The following is a 17946-nucleotide window of genomic DNA, read 5'->3' on the forward strand; positions in this document are numbered from 1 at the left end:
CGCAATCAATTATTAAAAGTAATTGCGGGATGTTGTACTAGGTGCGGATGGCGCGCTGGCTGAATTGGAGTCAAACACGAGCTCGGTGTGACCAGGCCGGTTCGTTGGCCTGCACTCGCACCTGTCAAGGCTGCACGGGACGGCCCAAGACTAACGGAACCGCAGGGCAGACAACACGGGCCCAGTCACTATCCGGATCAATAGAAGGTTTTACAGGGGACATTACGTCCCCATGGCAAAGGCCTCCGTGCGACGGCTAGAAAAGATGCATGATGCTGATACCCACCATCGTCTGTGCATCGGAACTCGATGGGCTCGTTAAAGTCGAGTTGATGCGGGCGAGCGCACCGTTGCCCGACGTCTTCTGCCAAACATAGGTTCCGTACACCGCGGTGCGCTTCGAGAAACGGTAAGTTAGCGTGGCATCGACCTGGTTTGCGTGCACGCTATCGAGCACGTGATTCCCGCTCATATAGGTATAGGTCGTGGCGAGATTCCAGAACGATGAAAAGTCGTAGCTCACGGTCGTGTCGACGGCATCGATCTGCGCTCCGGTTCCGGTATTGCGAGAGATTGTCCCCAGCACCGAGAATTGAACCGGCGCCACCAGATACTTCCCGCCTACGCCGATGTTCCGAATACCATCATTACCATTGTCGATCGTCGGCGACTTTGCCATCGTATAAGCCGCACCCACGCCACCTGAACCGAACTCATAGTTGGCGGTAAAACTCGATGAGCTGGCGTTTCCGAAATGACCGGCAACGCCACCAAAGCCGTACATCGCGCCGAAAGTCATCCCACTGAAATTCGCGCTCCTGAACTTGACCGCGTTACTGAGGGCCTCGCCGTTGAGCCGGTCAAAGTCGTAAGATCCGCCAATCACATATGGGACGCCAAAGCTCGGAAACGGCCCCTGGTGAGCACCCCAAAGACCCTGGCTGTAGCCGCCCGCATACCCATGCACCGTCAGGTCGAACATAAAATCGCGCTGCTGGCCAAAGGTCAAGGTGCCATATTGATCCGACAGGCCAACATATGATTCTCGGGAGAAAAGGCTACCCGGCGCACCAAGGATTGTTCCTGTGCTCATCGAAAACAGCGACCCCAGATAGAAGAGCGCCTGCAGACCGTCACCCAGGTCTTCCTTGCCCTGTATTGCAAACGAGTTTGGGCGCAATACACCGTTGGTTTCAGACACGCTTGAGTGACCTCCGACGTTGCTCGTGTAGCCGACCCCAGCGCCGAGAAAACCCGAAATATAAACACTGCTTTGCGCGAATACCCCAGACGAACACCCCAGCAGTAGAAAACCCACACCGCTTAAAAACTTCACGTCTTTTCCAATTCCCACGCCGATCTCCTTGCCCATCTAGTCGTTTATGTTCAGTGCGCTTGCTCTCGAACTCCATCCGAGGCTGACTCGATAATCCCTTTAGTTCTGGGAAAACAATACGGAAAAAAGCGATCAGACTCTTGAGCAAATTTGCGCCTCAATGTCCGCCTTTGTTTGTATAGCAATACTTAATACTTAACCTGGCGCGTTCTCGTTGAAACATCGACCAACCTGCTCTCAATACGCCCCGCTCTCCGTACCGCTCGCAACGGTCTCAATCACATCCGCGAAACGCATGGTCCGCCGTTCCTGCAAGTGGTCATAGGCCGGCCAATATGGCAAATGCGCGCCATTCGGATCGCCCGACTCGACAAAGTTCAGCACGTACTCCCGGATGCATGCAGATAGCGAGCGAGCAGCCGTCAGGTCGATCCCATCCAGCATTGGTGCGTCAACCCAGTCTTCGAAGTTGCCGAATATGAAGGGCAACTCGAAGCAATGACCGGCTCCCACGTCTGCCTGGGAGGACTGGAAGTCGAACTGATACGTGAAGACGTTGCTGCCTGCCGATCCCATTTCAGTAGCGAACCTGATTGCCGGAAGCCTGAACAGTTTGTCAGAACCCAGATCGACGAGGGTTGTGTAAGGTCGGCCGTTGAGCCGACGCTTGAGTGCACGCAGGTAAAGCGGCCTGCCTTGTTCGCCGAATTCTTCGCTATATTTCTTCAGGGCTTGCTCTTCCGTCACACCAACCATTGCGGGGTTACTCGCGAGGAAGCTGCCCATTTCTTCCCGGGTCCAGCCGATCATCAGCGGCTTGCCGGCAAAATTCTCGCGAGCTTGCGCACCCGGGTTCGCCGGAACCTCGCCATCGCAAACGGTCTGGAACAGCACGGGTACCTCGGCAAACGCGCTTTGCGCGCGTAACATCGAGGTCTGCAATTCCAATATGCGTTCCACGGGCATCGTCCGCAACGCATCGCCGGACGGGTCTATGCCCGCCAGCGCACAAGATTGCTCGGCCATCGTCTGGGCGGCTTCAGGCGTCATGGGTGGTAGACCCGGATAGCTGAGCATAATGCCGCCTTTGACCAGCGCACTTGTTGACTTCATCGCCGCGAGCAGTTGCGTGAACCAGGCGCCCGCAGATTGTCCGGCCAGCACGATCGATTCCGGATCACCACCAAAACTCCCGATATTCGATTTAACCCACTGCAATGCCATCTCGAGATCGCGAACGGCGAGGTTACCTGGAGAAATGCCCTTCATGAAGAGATTGCCGAGCAGTCCAAGCCGATAGTTCATTGTCACCACAACGGCGCGCCCGCTTCTCGCGAGTTGGTCGCCGAAGTAGCACTGCAGCGAGCCTCCGCCCGTCAGGAAGCCACCCCCATGAATCCAGAAGATGACAGGCAGTTTGCCGGAAAGTGCCGGCGTGAAGACGTTGAGACGAAAGGCGTCCTCCGACATGTCCGCGCCTTTGCTCGTTGGGCCCATCACAAAGTCGAGGCGGCTCGGCAACTGCGGAAAGACCGGTCCTGGCCGTGTACAGTCGCGTTCGCCGGGCCATGCGGATGGCGGAAGCGGAGGGGAAAACCGAGCCGCATCGGCAGCATAAGGAATATCGAAGAACGTGTGGACTCGGTCGTCCAGCAAACCCTTAAGAACACCTTGTGCGCAACGTGTGGTAGTTGTCTTCGTCATTGATTTATCCCGCTCGTCTCCATGTAGCTGCACGAGCACGTTGCGAACCGTTTCGCGCTCATCTCGCCGCCAAAATCCTTCATCTCACGCCGCACTTCCCCTGATATCCGTAGCGTTTCCAGCCGGAGTATGCTGTCGTGCGTTCGTAATGATGTTCACGCAGCTACTGTGGAAACAAAACGGAAAATTTCGCTACTGCCCCTGAAGAAATTTCATGAGCCACCGACTATGAGTTCCTTGCAACAGCGACTGAAGCTCCGCCATATTTCAGTGGTACTCGAAATAGCACGATGTGGGAATCTGCAGAAGGCCGCAGAAGCGCTCACGGTGAGTCACTCGGCTATATCGAAGGCACTCGCGGAGGTTGAAGCAATCGCGGGCGCGCAGCTGTTCGAGCGCACATCATCAGGAATGCGTCCCACGATTCTTGGAGAAGCCCTTGTGCGTCATGGCTATCTGATCGCCAGCGACGTGCAACGGGCCGAAGCGGAGCTCGACGCGCTGCGCGTTGGCGACATGGGAACATTGTCGATTGGCGTTTTCTTCCCGCTTAACTGGTGGGAAGTTCTCGCCGATTGCGTCGCGGAATTCCGGACGAGATCGCCCAGGATACGCCTGAACGTCCGCGAGGATGCGATGGAAACCCTGCTTGAACGCCTGGATCAGGATCTTGTTGACGTCGTCATCGGGCGTCTCGCAAGTGGCTTTGGCGGCGATCAGTACTTGCAAGCGCCGCTTCGCGATGACCATCCGCTATTTGTCGCCCGGCAGGGACATCCGCTGACGCAGAAACCGGTCACGCTGGAAGACCTGTTGGGCTTCCCATGGGTCCTACCTGAACAACCCAATATCATCAGACAACAACTGGAGTTCGCCGTGCGCGACATGGGCCTGCGCTTTGGAGCGGATGTCATGTCATCGCAGGTTTCGCCGTTGACATTCCGGCTCGCAAGCAAGAGCGACACGCTTGTGCTCGCATCGCAATGTATTGCGGAAGAGTTGCACGCCCTGTATCGACTGCAACCCGTGCTCTGTGAATTGCCGCTTCATCTCGGCCCGCTCGTCGCTGTCACACGCAGCGACAAGCCCCTCAGTAAGGCTGCGTCCACGTTCTTGCAGATGCTGAAAGGCACGATGAACGCACGCCATTTTGCACAGTGAGAGGTTTATGCCAAAGTGCAGAGGCCCTGCCTTTGCCTTCCCAATCGCTGGCTCCTGACGGTCAGCCGTCTCAAGCGCTACGAGGTAGCGATTGATATTCGACTCGATATCCGCCACGCGTCGTCGGCCCGAGTGAAGGGTCGTTTGCCACGGTCGCATTTTGTGCCCAGCATCGCAAACTGTACATGTTCGCCAGCTTAACTGGCTGATATCATAATCAACGAATACGACCACGGGTTGCCGGTTAGCCTACCGTTTTGAACAGGAGCATCTCTTGAAGCTGCCGATCTATCAGATTGATGCATTTACTGACAAAGTCTTTAAGGGCAACTACGCTGCGGTGGTACCACTTGAACGGCGGCTCCCCGATAGCTTGATGCAGGCGATCGCTACTGAAAATAACCTGTCCGAAACAGCATTCTTTGTGCGAAATGCTGACGGCGTGTTCGACATCCGCTGGTTTTCGCCGCTTACCGAAATCGCCTTTTGTGGACATGCCACGCTGGCAAGTGCATATGTGATTTTCAGGCAATGCGAGGATCTGGACGTCATCGAATTTGTTGCGAAAGCGGTCGGTCGGCTTACCGTTTGCCGTATGCCTGACGGTCTGATCGAAATGAGCTTCCCGCAGCGCCGGCCTGAAAGACTGAACGAGATACCCGCAAACCTGATGTTGGGGCTTTCGATACGACCTCAGGAAGTACTGATAAACCAGCAGGCGTACGTCGCCATCTACGAAACAGAACACGAGGTACGATCCGTCGTACCCGAACTCAATCTGCTGTCCACACTTGCTCCGCTCGATGTCGTCGTAACGGCGCGCGGCGATGACCACGATTTTGTGTCCCGCTATTTCTGGCCTGCCAATGGCGGCGATGAAGATCCGGTGACCGGGTCGATTCACGCGGCGCTTGCGCCATTCTGGTCGGAGCGTTTGGGCAAGAGCGAACTTGTGGCCATGCAGGTTTCACGCCGTAGCGGGCTGCTTCGTTGCCGCGCACAAGCCGACCGGGTGTATATCTCCGGTCAGGCCGTTCAATATCTTGAAGGGACAATCGAAGTCCCTGAAGCGTAGGGGCGGCATTGTCGCGTTGGCGAGGTGTTCGCGCAACATGGCGCGTTGACAACCTGCGAGCCGGATGCGTCGGACTGGTTTTTTCTCCCGACACATCCGACCAGTAGGTCGCGATACAACAGCCGTTCACTAACGGGCAAGCCCGGTTCGATACAGGACCCAAAGCTGTTCAAGCCGCCGCCGGATCGCTGGTCAGGTCGCCCCCGTTCTCCAACCGCCCGGCGAACCGTCGAAGGAACGCAGTCTGTTGTTGAACCGTTACGGTGAAATCGTACCAGTTGGCGCTCGACGTGATGGCCCAGTTAGTCTCCGCCACCGCGCCACCCGCAACCTGAAATGTCCACGGCCCCCCGCTCACGTACGCATTGGCAGCAACCACAAACGTGCAACTCGCGCTCCCCGTGTTCATCATGGTCAGATATACCGCGATGTTCGCTACGTCGTAGCAAACTCTAATCTCCGGATTCGCGGCATTGCTTCCCGAAGTGGCGGCAATATCACCTGAGAATTGACGGTAGAAGCCATTGGGCCCCTTCAAGGCGAGTGAGTATCTGGTACCCGTCAACGTGGATCCACTCCAGCTATCCGTAATCTGTGCACCTGCGTCCACCGCGTAGCGACGCGGCGGATTAGACGGCGTATCGAGGTCGAAAGCCTGAAAGGCAGCACCTGCCGTGCCGGAGTTGGCAACAATTAGCCAGAACGAACTCGCCGCGGGTACGACTCGACCGCTGGCATGAAGCTCATAGGGCAAAGCGCGCGAAAGGCGCGTGCCCGACTCCTGTGTCGGCATCGACTGGGTCGTGGGTACAGTAGGAGCCGGCAGGTTGCTGCATTCGCTGTCCCCCGTCGAAACATATGTACTGGTGCCTGGGAGGCTTGGCGCGCTTGCATCGGGAGTTTTAAAGTTAAAGGCTGACGTCAGGTCGCCGCAAATGGACCGACGCCATGGGCTGATATTGGGGCACTGAATCCCAAAGCGCTCTTCAATAAGGCGAATTGTCGAGGTGTGGTCAAACAGTTGGGAGCAAACATAGCCGCCCTTACTCCACGGAGAAATGACCAGCATTGGCACCCTGAACCCGAGGCCGATCGGCTGTCCTGCGGCTATCTCGCCTTGCGTCGTCATTGTAGTCTGCCCTTGCGTGCTGGAAGCGGGCGGCATCGGCGGCGGATCGTGATCGAAAAAGCCTCCGTTCTCGTCATAGTTAAGCAAGAAGATTGTCGACCCCCACACCGTGGGATTGGCGACCAGGGTCGCCAGCAGACGAGCGGTAAGATCCTCGCCGTCACACGGATGATAATCGGCGTGCTCGGACTGGGCGGCCGGCGCCACGATCCATGAAACCTGAGGAAGCGCTCCTCCGGCTACATCCGCGGCGAACGCTTGCACGATGTCCGGCACAGTTGCGAGGCCATTCTTGTAAAGCGGACTGGACGTTGGAGCGTTCTTGAAATTCGCGAACCATGCGAGCGCATTGTCATCGAAATTATCGGTTTCCTGATAGACGCGCCAGCTTATATTCGCAGCTTGCAAGGTCTCGGCTACCGTCGGCCACGTCGATACAGGCTCCGAGTTGTCGAGCACTGCCGTTTGTCCGACCGACAAACCGTTGCTGCCGCTGAACACGTGAAGTCTATTTGGGTTTGTTTGTGTGAGTGTCGAACAGTGATACTGATCGCAGATTGTGAAAGCGTCCGCCAGCGCGTAATAGAACGGCAAATCATTGCGGGTAAAGTAGCTCATCCCCAACGCGGGGGTTCTTGCCGTATTCCACGCGTTGTAAAGTCCGTTGTTCCAGATACCGATGTCGGTCGGATAGTCCATTGCAGCAGCGCCAATACAAATAGCACTGGTAGTCGTAGTGTCGATATGAAACGGCAAAATGTAGCTGCCTGTGCTGCTGGTAGGCTGCTGCCAGACAGGCGCGCCGTTTGGCAAGGTAATGGCGAATCTGTCGTTGAAACCTCGCACGCCCCGTAACGAACCATAGTAATGGTCGAAAGCCCGATTCTCCTGAGTGAAAATGACAATATGCTGGACGTCGTTAATCGTTCCAGTTGTGTTCGCCGCTGGCGCTGCAACCGCTTCACGGATAAGGGAGGGGATCATGGCGCTCATTGCCGAAGCGCTGAGGGACCCCGCCGCCATCTTTAGAAAATTGCGTCGTGTATTTGAATGCATTTTCTCACCTCTGTTTATCTTGATCGCTAATGCATCTGAGGACCACGCTCACGGCGCGCAATGGAGCACGGGCGTCACGGCGCTCGCGCCAGAGGCCGCATTGGTCGCGGCCGGCACTGGCGCCGCCCCACTGCTCACAGAGGGGACGTTTGCGGCGCTCTGCGCTGGCGTTCCCCCACCATTCGAATTGGAGGAGGAAGACGAGGGCGCCCCCCCACCACACGCCGTTAAACACAATGAGATCGCTCCGACAACGCACCATGCCGGTACGGCAGCGCGAATACGATCAAGAGACGATGAAGTTAAGTAGTTCATCACGCCACCTGCGTTATGGGTTGAGTGTCGACAAAGACTTGTTCGACGCATAAAGCGAATTGATTTGCGCGGAGGTCAATATCTTGTTCCACATCGTCATGTCATTGAACGTCATCGTGCCCGGAACACCCTGTCCGCTTGAATAGTATTTTCCGGTTGCACTCTCGTTGAATCCGATGGTCCCGTACACGCCCGGTATCTTCGCCATGTTCATCGAACTCATACTGAGCGTCGTCGTTTCCAGGCCGTAGACCGGGTCGTCGATGTACCCAATCGCCGTTTTCGTACCTGTTGTGTCCACGGTCATGGCGACATAGATCCACGCATTCTTCGTGAAATTCAGCGAACCGTCGGATCGAACTGAACCGTCTGCAATATTGAACTTGAGCTGGCCGCTGCTTTCCTCCGCAATGGCAAAACCTGGATTGAGCCCGGTGCTCCAGTCCTTGTTCGTGATGACGGGGGAGTCGTTTTGCCCATCACCGGAGTAAAACCAGAAGCCGACCGTGAATTGGGGTTTATTGGTGACGTCATCCGCCAATTTCATTCCGTTCAACGCATTCGACGTCGTATTCAGCGATGCAACTTGCAGAGCCTCCGCATTGAAATTGTCAGCCACAAACGACGCGGTGGTCGTGGAGCCTGAGTTGAATTGAGCGATCGCGACCGAAGGGGTGATGACGTCCGAGAGTCCACTGTCAAACGAAAAATAGTGGATCAAGCCACTTGCGAGTGTCGGATCGAGTACCACGGGTTGGACATAGTTGATCTGCGCAAGAGTCGACACCGCTGCGTTATTTCCAACCAGCGTGTAATTGAACGTGTAGAGCCCGTTGCTACTCTCGCCGAGTTGCGAGTCGACGTAGGATTGAGTGCTCCCAGACAATGTCGCAATGAGATTCCCCCCACGGTACAACTGGAATTGAGAAGGGGTTGTCGGAGGCGGCGTCCATGTCAGATTAAAGCTGGCGAGGTCGCTTCGCGGTGTCGCCTGAAGCGACCGGGCACCGATATTGCCAACCAGAGAGGTGCCGTCGATCGCGTAGGTACTCGGGTTCGGCACCGCGCCAAGCCACGTTAGGACAGTCGGTGTTATATCCGCCTGCGTTGCGCCCGTGGTGAGCTGAGCCAACGTGGGCGCGGGCTGTATTGTGCCGAGCGCGGCAGTCGAACTGCCGACAGTCAACGCCTGATTTGCCGCGATAAAGCCCGTCTCATTCGAAAGTAGCGGCAGGCCGCTTTCGCTCCCCGTGGCGTCGAGCCCCTGGTCGGTCGTGACAAGCACAAGCCAGTTTTCATTTACTCCACTTTGACCTTCGCGTGTTTTTATGGTGTTCAGCAACTGCCCGATCTCACCATCCGCGGTAGCGATCGCGCTGGGGTAGTTGCCGCCCAGACCCGATGCTGCCGCTACCGTTTGAGGTCCAGTCAGGTTTGCAAAGACCACACTGTCGGTGCCTGATGAAATGGCGTTAGTGGCTGCGCTCATCACGCAACTGTCCACACCCTGGCAGTTGATTGACGTATTGACGTAGCCAGCTCCGATCGCGGGCGAAAGAAGAGCGTTTATGGTTCCCCAACTTGCGAACGCAGCAGTTCCATTTGCGCCCGCCTGTTGAGCGAGCTTGAAAAGCGGATCGGCTTCAAGTGCCTGATCCGCATAGTCGCTGCGAACGCCGTGGCGATTTGCCCATGTGCCGGTCAAGACACTGGCCCACCCTGGACCAGAGAGGGTAGCCTGCTGTGTCGTCGTCCCGCCAAATCCACCCGCCAAGGCTGGAACGACTGCCATGCTCTTCAGATTTGGCAACTGATTGTTCGCGATGCCGGCTTGCAGAGCAGTGTATTGAACACCAGAAAGACCGACTATGAGTACCTTTTGCGTCGCGCCGGACCCGCCGGCAAGGTTGTTCGTCGTTGAGGGGCTAACTTGCCCCGTCGATGCTACTTTACCCAAATCATCGCCGCAGCCGAACATTCCGCCGATGGAAAATACTACCAGTAGGAATCCTAATTTACTGAAACAAACTTTCTGCCAATCTTTTTCCATGACATCTCCTCGATACGTTTTAGGTCCTACATGGTCGTCCAGGCACTACATGCACTCCAAAGAACCGCTGATGAAGATAACGTGCCTCACCTGTCTTCTCAGATCGTCTAAAGATGCATCACTGATACGTGCACGTCGCCGAGGGCCGCTCGCAGCGAGCGACAGCCCCCGTCGCACAGCGGCACTCACGGATTGAGGGCTATCCGTCGGGCAGCGATTTGCCTGGATTCATGCCAAAAGAACTGCTAGTGCGTATTAGCCCTGCATCAGTGCGACAGACGGGGTGGCATTCCAGATTGAAAAGACGATTGACTTCGTACCTGCGTCTCGCTACAGACCGAGATATCCTCCGCGCCTGTTTCGAACCAGTATTGCGACGCGTCAAATCGCATCCGCGCAGGCGAGCGTCCTCAAGGTATTGATCGCCGCTTTCTTCTTCTCGATTACTTAATAGACTTCAGTACTTGCTTCGCTATCCAAAGCGATTGAAGAAGAAACCCGCATAGGCGGTAGACAACTCAACTCAATAGCCACCCTGTTTCGAAGCCTACTCCATCAGAATTTTGAACGCAACATTTCGTCACAAATTGCCCCATAACGCCTCATTCTGGAACGCAACTGGAATGCGATGAAGCAATGCAACGTGGGGTGCGCGGGAGAGGATCAGGAGTTACGATGGTTCTGGCGGTACTTTGTCAGCATGAGGGCGGTCGGAAAGGCTGCCTCGTTAACAAGCTCATTCAGGAAGTATCGCGCGAGCGGATCGAAGATCCTGGCGTTGACGAGGTGCGCCCGCCTTGAAAGCACTAAGCGGCGCATGGTCGATTGAGCAAAGCGTCCATTAAGCGTACTGAAAGCGCTATTGCGAGAGGGGGGTGATCAGTCGAGTTGACGCCTGTACCTGAACACGATTCTCCACCGTCGCAATCGGCGCGCGCTTCTCAGCGCAAATCTACCGTATGCGTTAAATGGATAGGTCTTGATGTAAGCGAGAAGCCAGTGACGCTTCGGCGGGGTTCGTTCCGTCCGCGAGTGGGATTTCGAGCGGCTGCACAATTAAGCCGCTCAATTCACCTCTGGTACCGAATTCTGCTCGTTCGGGTGGCGGACCTGACGAGACCGCCGTATACGTTCCCGGCCATGATCCAGGTGGCTTCGAATCAAGCTCTCGGTGAGATTCGAGTCACCCGCTGAAATCGCCTCGATGATCGCTTCATGCTCGTGGGCAGACTGATCGATCGCGTCTGCGTCAAGCGTCAGGGCTGTTTGCCGGAACAGGCTGAGTTCCCGGACGAGGCCCCGGTACGTGTCGAGCAATTTCGCATTGCCGACCGCCGCGGCCATCGTGTCATGAAACTGCAGGTTCAGGTGACCGTAGGTCTGCCCGTCGTGACTGTTCTGCGCGCGTTTCATTGACTCGACGATCTGGCGCAGCGAGTTCAGATGCTCAGCCGAAATACCGTTGGCCAGCAACCGGCCAATGTGTTCGTCCAGCATGGCGCGGACCTGATAGATCTCTTCCGCTTCCTTAAGGGACAACATCTTCACCGATACGCCGTGATTCTTTTCCGTGCGCAGCAATCCCGCCTGTTCGAGCGCGCGAAATGCTTCCCGCACCGGACCACGCGAGACGCCCAGGCGAGTGGCCAGTTGCGCCTCGTTTAGCTTGTCACCCGGAGCGAGTTCGCCGCGCAGAATCAGGCGTTCGAGTTCGTCCTGCACGAGCGTTGTAAGCGAGTGCTTTTTAAGTAACTGGATTGTACCGATCGATGGCGCGTCAATCATGGCAGACCGAGCAGAAGTAATGTTCAACCTTAGCAGACTGAATCGTTAACTGTCAACAAAATTATGGCCTACTGCTTCGAGTAAATCGATCACCGGAGCAATCAGTACGCTCTCCTCCCGTCGTCAGCGGTTTCTATAGTCCGGGTTGATTACGCAACGCTATTTTGGCACGTTGATGCTGTCTCAGATGGGGCATCCATCTTGCGCGTTACGGCGCAGATGTCGGCACCGCTACAGAACCACCCGGCGCCGTCAAACTGAGTTGGCTGAGCATCGCACGATCTTTCTGGTCGATCTGATCACACTCGCGTAGCTGTGAACTGACACAGTCGAGAAATCTCGTCATCCACGAAGACAGCTTTGTATTTCGGAAGTAGACCGCATAGACCGGCTGATAGCAGTCCGCGGTACTGTCTGCCAGTATCTCGACCAGCTGACCGCGCGCACGCGACGCATTCGTCATGTAGTCGGCCAGACAGACGATTCCTGCGCCCGCCACAGCGAGCGCAAGCAAAGTCTCATCATTCGACGCTCGCAAGACTGGCTTGATGAGGAAGGAATCCCCTCTGGAGTGACAAAGCGGCCAATGATTCAATGTCTCCGCCTGAGAGAAACCGAGTTGCGCATGCATGCTTAGATCGGCGACACGTTCAGGTTCGCCGTGGTCAGTCAGATATGCCGGACTCGCAAGAATACGCAAACGGCTACTGCCCAGGCGCCGCGCATGCACAGATGAATCGCGCAGTTCGCCGATCCGGATTGCAACATCGGTGCGATCTTCTGTCAGATCGACGATCTCGTTGCTGCTGCTCAGCTCGATTTCGATACCTGGATAGGCGGCGTGAAAGTCTGTGATCAGCGGAACGATCGAATGTTGCATGAATGGACCTGGCGCACTGACCCGCAGCAAGCCAGCGGGCACATCCCGACGCAGCGCGATCTGTGCCTCCACGAATTCGACGGATTCAATGATGCTACGGACCTGGCCGAGAAATATCGTGCCCTCTTCGGTCAGTTCCAGCCTTCGTGTAGTGCGTCGGATAAGGGTCGCGTCAAGTTTATTTTCGAGGCGCCGCAATATCCGGCTTATCACCGGCGTGGTCAGAAGGAGCCGCTCAGCGGCCTTTGTCATCGAGCCGGTATCCGCAATCGTAGCGAATGCAAGCAATTCTGCGAGGGTACTTTTCAACTTTTCATGTCATCTCGCCTCTGCGATTCCCCCAGTGAGAATGTGAACGCGGCACCCGCGGCGGGCTACCGGTCAGGTGCAGTCGAGCAATTCGCGTAGTACCCCCAACGCGGGCGCACCTCGTCAACGCCAGGATCATCGATCCGTTCGCGCGGTATTTCATGGACGAGCTTGCCATCGCAACGAACCTCCCGGCGTTGCGTCATTTCGTTATCCTTACACTCAAACATTCATACCCTCCACAGTTTTAAGCGTTGCGTCTGCACTTGAGGTCAGCCCGTTCAGCATCGCCTCCGGATTAAGGGCTGCGGGAGACCACAGCGGCGCCAGATCATTCAGCGCACAGAACAGCGCTTTATCTCAACACGGATTCGCAACGTCCCTTTAACCGGTGCGTCCACCTCGCGAGCGACTGAACCGGTTAAGGTTGAAAATGAAGTTGAAAATGAAGATGACGGGTAGATGGTGAATCGCGAATCAGGCCGACGTGCCGAACTGGTCGAGAATCGACGGGTTCTCCAGAGTCGATACGTCCTGGGTAATGCTTTCGCCCTTAGCCAGCGAACGCAACAGCCGCCGCATGATCTTTCCCGATCGGGTCTTCGGCAGATTTTCGCCGAAGCGGATTTCTCTAGGTTTTGCGATCGGCCCGATTTCCTTGGCCACCCATACGCGTAGTTCGTTGGCGATCCGCGCACCCTCCTCGCCGGTAGGCCATGTTCGCTTCAACACGACAAAGGCAACGATGGCTTCGCCCGTTGTTTCGTCCGGCCGGCTGACCACGGCGGCCTCGGCCACGATCGGATTCGCAACCAGCGCCGACTCGATTTCCATTGTGCCCAGCCGGTGGCCTGAAACATTCAGAACGTCATCCGTGCGCCCCGTAATCGTGAAATAGCCGGTAGCCCTGTCGCGGATTGCACCGTCGCCGGCAAGATATAACTTGCCGCCCAGTTCGTCGGGGAAATAGCTCGCCTTGAAGCGTGCCCGATCGCCCCAGATCGTACGTATCATCGATGGCCACGGACGCTTGATGACCAGCGCGCCACCCTGTCCGTTTGGCAACTCATGTCCGGTTTCATCGACAATCGCGGCATGGATGCCCGGCATCGGCAGCGTGCACGAACCAGGAACGAGCGGTGTCGCGCCTGGTAGAGGTGCAATAACGTGCCCGCCTGTTTCGGTTTGCCAGAACGTATCGATGACAGGGCAGCGGCCTCCTCCCACATGCTCGCGATACCAGATCCAGGTTTCCGGATTAATCGGCTCGCCGACGGTACCCAGAATGCGCAGACTGGAAAGATCGAAACACTTCGGATGGGTTGAGATATCGGCTTCGGCCGCTTTGACCAGCGAACGGATCGCCGTCGGGGCCGTGTAAAAAATCGTCGCCTTGTGCTTCTGGATCATCTCCCAGAAGCGGCCCGCATGCGGATAAGTGGGAATACCTTCGAATACAACCTGCGTCGCGCCCACCGCAGTCGGGCCGTAGGTGATATAGGTGTGACCCGTAATCCAGCCAATATCGGCCGTGCACCAGAAAACATCGTCCGGGCGAATGTCGAACGTCCATTTCATCGTGAGTGCAGCCCACAGCAGGTACCCTCCGGTGCTGTGCTGCACACCTTTGGGTTTGCCTGTCGAGCCGGACGTATACAGCACGAAAAGAGGATGTTCGGCGCTGACCCATTCCGGCTCACACGTGTCGGATTGGGCCGCGACAAGGTCGTGCATCCAAACGTCGCGATTTGCATGCCATCCGACTGTGCCGCCCGTGCGCCGGTAGACGATAACCGTGTTGACCGCCCCGCAGAGCTCCATTGCTAACGCTTCGTCGACAATGTTCTTCAGGGGCAACGTCTTGCCGCCACGGACCTGTTCGTCCGCCGTGATGACGGCAACCGCCCCGATGTCGGCGATACGTTCACTGAGCGACTTCGAGGAAAACCCACCAAACACAACCGAGTGTATGGCACCGATGCGCGCGCAAGCGTGCATCGCGGTGATACCCTCGACCGACATTGGCATGTAGATGACGACCCGGTCACCTTTCCTGATGCCACGCGAGCGCAAGGCATTCGCCAATCGGCAGACGCGGTGGTACAGGTCGCGATAGGTAACGTTAGAGACCGTGCCGTCGTCGGACTCAAAAATGATTGCAACTTTCTCGCCATGGCCGAGACCGATCTGGCGGTCGAGGCAGTTATACGATGCGTTGAGCTCGCCGTCCTCGAACCATTTGTAGAACGGTGCATCTCGTTCGTCGAGCACCTTCGTGAACGGCGTGTGCCAGGCGAGGTGTTCGCGCGCGAGGCGCGCCCAGAAACCCTCAAAATCGCGGTCGGCTTCTGCCACGAGGGCATGATAGGCGGCCATGCCTGATACGGTCGCGCCGAGGACCGCTTCGGAGGACGGGTGGAATACGCGGCGCTCTTGCAGAACTGACTCAACGGCTGATATCAACTAATCCTTGAGGATGATAAGTACACGGCAATTCAAAAACGATTGCGACTATCAAGCTTCCCGAAGCCACTTTTTCGTGGACTGCCGGCACCATTCATGTTCAATGCCTCTGCTCTGTTCGCCTGAGGCCGCTGAAATTTAATCCATGATGCTCGTCACCTGCTGCACCGCCTGCACGATCGATTTGATGCTGACGCCTGCCTCGTCCACGAGGCTCGACCCCGTGTCAACCCGGGTCAACGATGCGGCGATCTGCGCCCGCATCGCATTCGCGACCCGTTATTACACCCGTCGGCCAGATCAGTTCAACAATTGATCTGCTGGTACATAGGGATAGCCAAGATCTTTCGCGACCGCTTTGTAAGTGACGTGGCCTTCGCAGACATTCAGGCCGGCCTTAAGATGCGCGTTCTCACTCAACGCGTGTCTCCAGCCCCTCTCAGCCAGTGAGACCGCGTGACGAATCGTGGCGTTGTTCAGCGCGAAAGCAGAGGTTCTCGCTACTGCCCCCGGCATATTCGCCACGCAATAGTGGACGACATCGTCAACCACGTACGTTGGCTCCGCATGGGTGGTCGCATGCGACGTCTCGAAGCAGCCGCCCTGATCAATCGCAACGTCGACGACAACCGCGCCCGCTTTCATCGCCTTGATCATGCTCCGCGTGACCAGCTTGGGTGCTGCCGCGCCCGGGATGAGCACGCCTCCAATCACCAGATCCGCGTCCAGCACCGATTCCTCAATGCTCTGACCATTCGAGTAGAGCGTGGAAATACGATTGCCGAAGACCAGGTCGAGCTGACGCAGGCGGTCCACATTCGTGTCGAGAATCGTCACCTTGGCGCCCATCCCTACGGCCATCTGCAAGGCGTTGGTACCCACGACGCCCGCACCGATAATGGCCACATGAGCCGGCGCCACGCCCGGGACGCCGCCGAGCAACACGCCTATGCCGCCCTTTGACTTTTCCAGATGCGCCGCGCCTGCCTGGATCGACATGCGGCCGGCCACCTCGCTCATGGGCGCCAGCAAAGGCAGGCCGCCACCCGGGCCAGTAATGGTTTCATACGCGATGCAGATAGCGCCCGACTTCACCAATGCCGCTGTCTGCTCGGGATCCGGGGCGAGGTGCAGGTACGTATAGAGAATCTGCCCGGGACGCAGCATCGCGCACTCAGCGGGTTGAGGCTCCTTGACCTTGACGATCATGTCCGCTTTCGCAAAGATTTCCGTCGCGTTGTCGGACAGGGTCGCACCTGCAGCGACGTAGGCGTCGTCGGAAAGACCGATTGCGGCACCGGCTGCTGTCTGCACCACCACCTGATGACCACGCCCGGTCAACTCACGCACACTTGCCGGCGTGAGGCCTACGCGATACTCGTGATTCTTGATTTCCTTCGGGACACCAATCAACATTTGTCACCTCCATTTGTTCTGTTTTTTCCGCTCATACACGGCAGCGGAGTGGGTTGGCATGCGCGTTGCACACGGTGATCGTGGGTCACGTATTTGCCAACCCCAACACTACGCTAAAGCGCTACCCGCCGCTGCGCAAGGATCCACTTGTGGCGCGGCGTAGCACACCTACAGTATTTATTTTGTCGCTTCGCGCTGATTTCCCGGGTTACTGCTTGGCCTCGCTCTTCGACGAATAGCGCTGCGCCCATTGCGCAAGGATTTTGGATCGGTTGTTTGCCGCCCAGGTGAAGTCGTTCTTGACCAGCAGGCTTGCGTAATTACCCGGGATATTCGGCAAAGGCTTGGCCGTTCCTGGCACTGCCGTGATCGCATAGCTTTTCGCGTAAAGCATGTTCGCTTCCCGGCTTGACGCAAAGTCGGCGAGCTTCTTCGCCGCGTCCAGCTTCGTCGTGTTCTTCATGATCGCGAACGCCTCCAGATCCCAGCCTAAGCCCTCCTTCGGAAACACGAGATCAATTGGCGCGCCCTGCGCCTTGAGGGTTGCCCCGCGGTATTCGAACGAGATCCCGATCGGGTATTCGCCTGATGCAGCCATCGTGCACGGTGCGGAGCCCGAATGATTGTATTGCGCGATGTTCTTGTCGAGCGCATCCATGTATTGCCACCCACCCTGCTCGCCGAACAGTTGCAACCAGGCGGTCACATCGAAATATCCCGTCCCCGATGAGGCAGGGTCTGCCATCACGATCTTGCCCTTGTAGATCGGCTTCGTCAGGTCCTGCCAGCTCAATGGTTTCGGCAGATGCTGGTCAGCGGCGGCCGCCGTGTTGAAGCAGATCGTCGCGCCCCATACGTCCATGCCAAACCAGTCCGGCGGCGATTTCGGATCACGGTACGCAGCGCTCATGGCAGGCAGATTCTTCGGCGCGTAGGGCAACAACATGCCGTCGCTTTCGAACTTTGCGATGCTGGTCGCCGCAAGGCCCCAGATCACATCCGCCTGCGGGTTGTTCTTTTCGGCGAGGATCTTGGCGGTGATCACGCCAGTCGAGTCACGCACCCATTTGATCTCGATGTCCGGATTGGCTTGCTCGAACGCGTCCGCGTATGGCTTGAGTTGCTCGTCCTCAAGCGCTGTATAGACCAGCAGAGTGGTCTTGGCCATCGCCGTAGCCGTGCTGCCGACCAGCAGCGCGAACGCGGCGGTCGTCATGATTGCGATCGTACGGACACTGTGCAGAGGGGACGCGTTGCGCTGAGGGGT

The 17946-nt window shown here is 57.0% G+C and carries 12 protein-coding genes; 3 read left to right on the plus strand and 9 right to left on the minus strand.

The window, feature by feature from the left end; genetic code table 11:
- Positions 1–256: 256 nt before the first annotated feature.
- Entirely contained in the window at positions 257–1372 is a 1116-nt protein-coding gene (locus PQQ96_RS33695; RefSeq protein WP_408300535.1) for a porin, read from the minus strand.
- Positions 1373–1573: 201 nt separating this feature from the next.
- Complete coding sequence (locus PQQ96_RS33700; RefSeq protein WP_408300573.1) at positions 1574–3040, minus strand: carboxylesterase/lipase family protein; 1467 nt, start codon at positions 3038–3040, stop codon at positions 1574–1576.
- A 228-nt stretch (positions 3041–3268) separates the two neighbouring features.
- Here PQQ96_RS33700 and PQQ96_RS33705 point away from each other — a divergent pair, with 228 nt between their 5' ends.
- Positions 3269–4201 (plus strand): LysR substrate-binding domain-containing protein, encoded by a 933-nt coding sequence (locus PQQ96_RS33705; protein ID WP_408300537.1) that lies wholly within the window; start codon positions 3269–3271, stop codon positions 4199–4201.
- A gap of 274 nt (positions 4202–4475) precedes the next feature.
- Positions 4476–5276 carry a PhzF family phenazine biosynthesis protein gene (locus PQQ96_RS33710; protein ID WP_408300539.1) on the plus strand — a complete coding sequence of 267 codons (801 nt, stop codon included), beginning with the start codon at positions 4476–4478 and terminating at the stop codon, positions 5274–5276.
- A gap of 169 nt (positions 5277–5445) precedes the next feature.
- Here PQQ96_RS33710 and PQQ96_RS33715 read toward each other — a convergent pair whose 3' ends face one another.
- The 5 genes from PQQ96_RS33715 to acs all read right to left on the minus strand — a co-directional run bounded on the left by PQQ96_RS33715 (position 5446) and on the right by acs (position 15260).
- Positions 5446–7461, minus strand: coding sequence for a phosphocholine-specific phospholipase C (locus PQQ96_RS33715; RefSeq protein WP_408300541.1), 2016 nt, complete (start codon positions 7459–7461; stop codon positions 5446–5448).
- A gap of 328 nt (positions 7462–7789) precedes the next feature.
- Positions 7790–9826 (minus strand): LamG-like jellyroll fold domain-containing protein, encoded by a 2037-nt coding sequence (locus tag PQQ96_RS33720; protein WP_408300543.1) that lies wholly within the window; start codon positions 9824–9826, stop codon positions 7790–7792.
- A 1065-nt stretch (positions 9827–10891) separates the two neighbouring features.
- Positions 10892–11608: a phosphonate utilization associated transcriptional regulator gene (locus PQQ96_RS33725; RefSeq protein WP_408300575.1), complete on the minus strand. Its 717-nt coding sequence runs from the start codon at positions 11606–11608 to the stop codon at positions 10892–10894.
- 211 nt (positions 11609–11819) lie between these two features.
- Entirely contained in the window at positions 11820–12800 is a 981-nt protein-coding gene (locus PQQ96_RS33730; RefSeq protein WP_408300544.1) for a LysR family transcriptional regulator, read from the minus strand.
- Positions 12801–13277: 477 nt separating this feature from the next.
- On the minus strand, positions 13278–15260 hold the full coding sequence (gene acs, locus PQQ96_RS33735; protein ID WP_408300576.1) for an acetate--CoA ligase: 1983 nt from the start codon (positions 15258–15260) through the stop codon (positions 13278–13280).
- A gap of 148 nt (positions 15261–15408) precedes the next feature.
- Between acs and PQQ96_RS33740 the strand changes: the two genes are divergently transcribed.
- The gene (locus tag PQQ96_RS33740) at positions 15409–15579 is read left to right on the plus strand and encodes a hypothetical protein (protein ID WP_408300546.1); all 171 of its coding nucleotides are present in this window, start codon (positions 15409–15411) and stop codon (positions 15577–15579) included.
- Here the strand turns inward: PQQ96_RS33740 and ald are convergent.
- The gene (ald, locus tag PQQ96_RS33745) at positions 15564–16679 is read right to left on the minus strand and encodes an alanine dehydrogenase (RefSeq protein ID WP_408300548.1); all 1116 of its coding nucleotides are present in this window, start codon (positions 16677–16679) and stop codon (positions 15564–15566) included. The genes PQQ96_RS33740 and ald overlap by 16 nt on opposite strands.
- Positions 16680–16887: 208 nt before the next feature.
- Positions 16888–17895: a putative 2-aminoethylphosphonate ABC transporter substrate-binding protein gene (locus PQQ96_RS33750; protein ID WP_408300550.1), complete on the minus strand. Its 1008-nt coding sequence runs from the start codon at positions 17893–17895 to the stop codon at positions 16888–16890.
- Between the last annotated feature and the right edge of the window lie 51 nt (positions 17896–17946).

It is taken from the genome of Paraburkholderia sediminicola (assembly GCF_046027825.1).
Taxonomy (GTDB): domain Bacteria; phylum Pseudomonadota; class Gammaproteobacteria; order Burkholderiales; family Burkholderiaceae; genus Paraburkholderia; species Paraburkholderia sediminicola_D.

Coding starts and splice junctions, on each gene's coding strand:
- PQQ96_RS33695 (WP_408300535.1), bottom strand. CDS start 1,372: ATGGGCAAGGAGATCGGCGTGGGAATTGGAAAAGACGTGAAGTTTTTA.
- PQQ96_RS33700 (WP_408300573.1), bottom strand. CDS start 3,040: ATGACGAAGACAACTACCACACGTTGCGCACAAGGTGTTCTTAAGGGT.
- PQQ96_RS33705 (WP_408300537.1), top strand. CDS start 3,269: ATGAGTTCCTTGCAACAGCGACTGAAGCTCCGCCATATTTCAGTGGTA.
- PQQ96_RS33715 (WP_408300541.1), bottom strand. CDS start 7,461: ATGCATTCAAATACACGACGCAATTTTCTAAAGATGGCGGCGGGGTCC.
- PQQ96_RS33720 (WP_408300543.1), bottom strand. CDS start 9,826: ATGGAAAAAGATTGGCAGAAAGTTTGTTTCAGTAAATTAGGATTCCTA.
- PQQ96_RS33740 (WP_408300546.1), top strand. CDS start 15,409: ATGATGCTCGTCACCTGCTGCACCGCCTGCACGATCGATTTGATGCTG.
- ald (WP_408300548.1), bottom strand. CDS start 16,679: ATGTTGATTGGTGTCCCGAAGGAAATCAAGAATCACGAGTATCGCGTA.
- PQQ96_RS33750 (WP_408300550.1), bottom strand. CDS start 17,895: ATGACGACCGCCGCGTTCGCGCTGCTGGTCGGCAGCACGGCTACGGCG.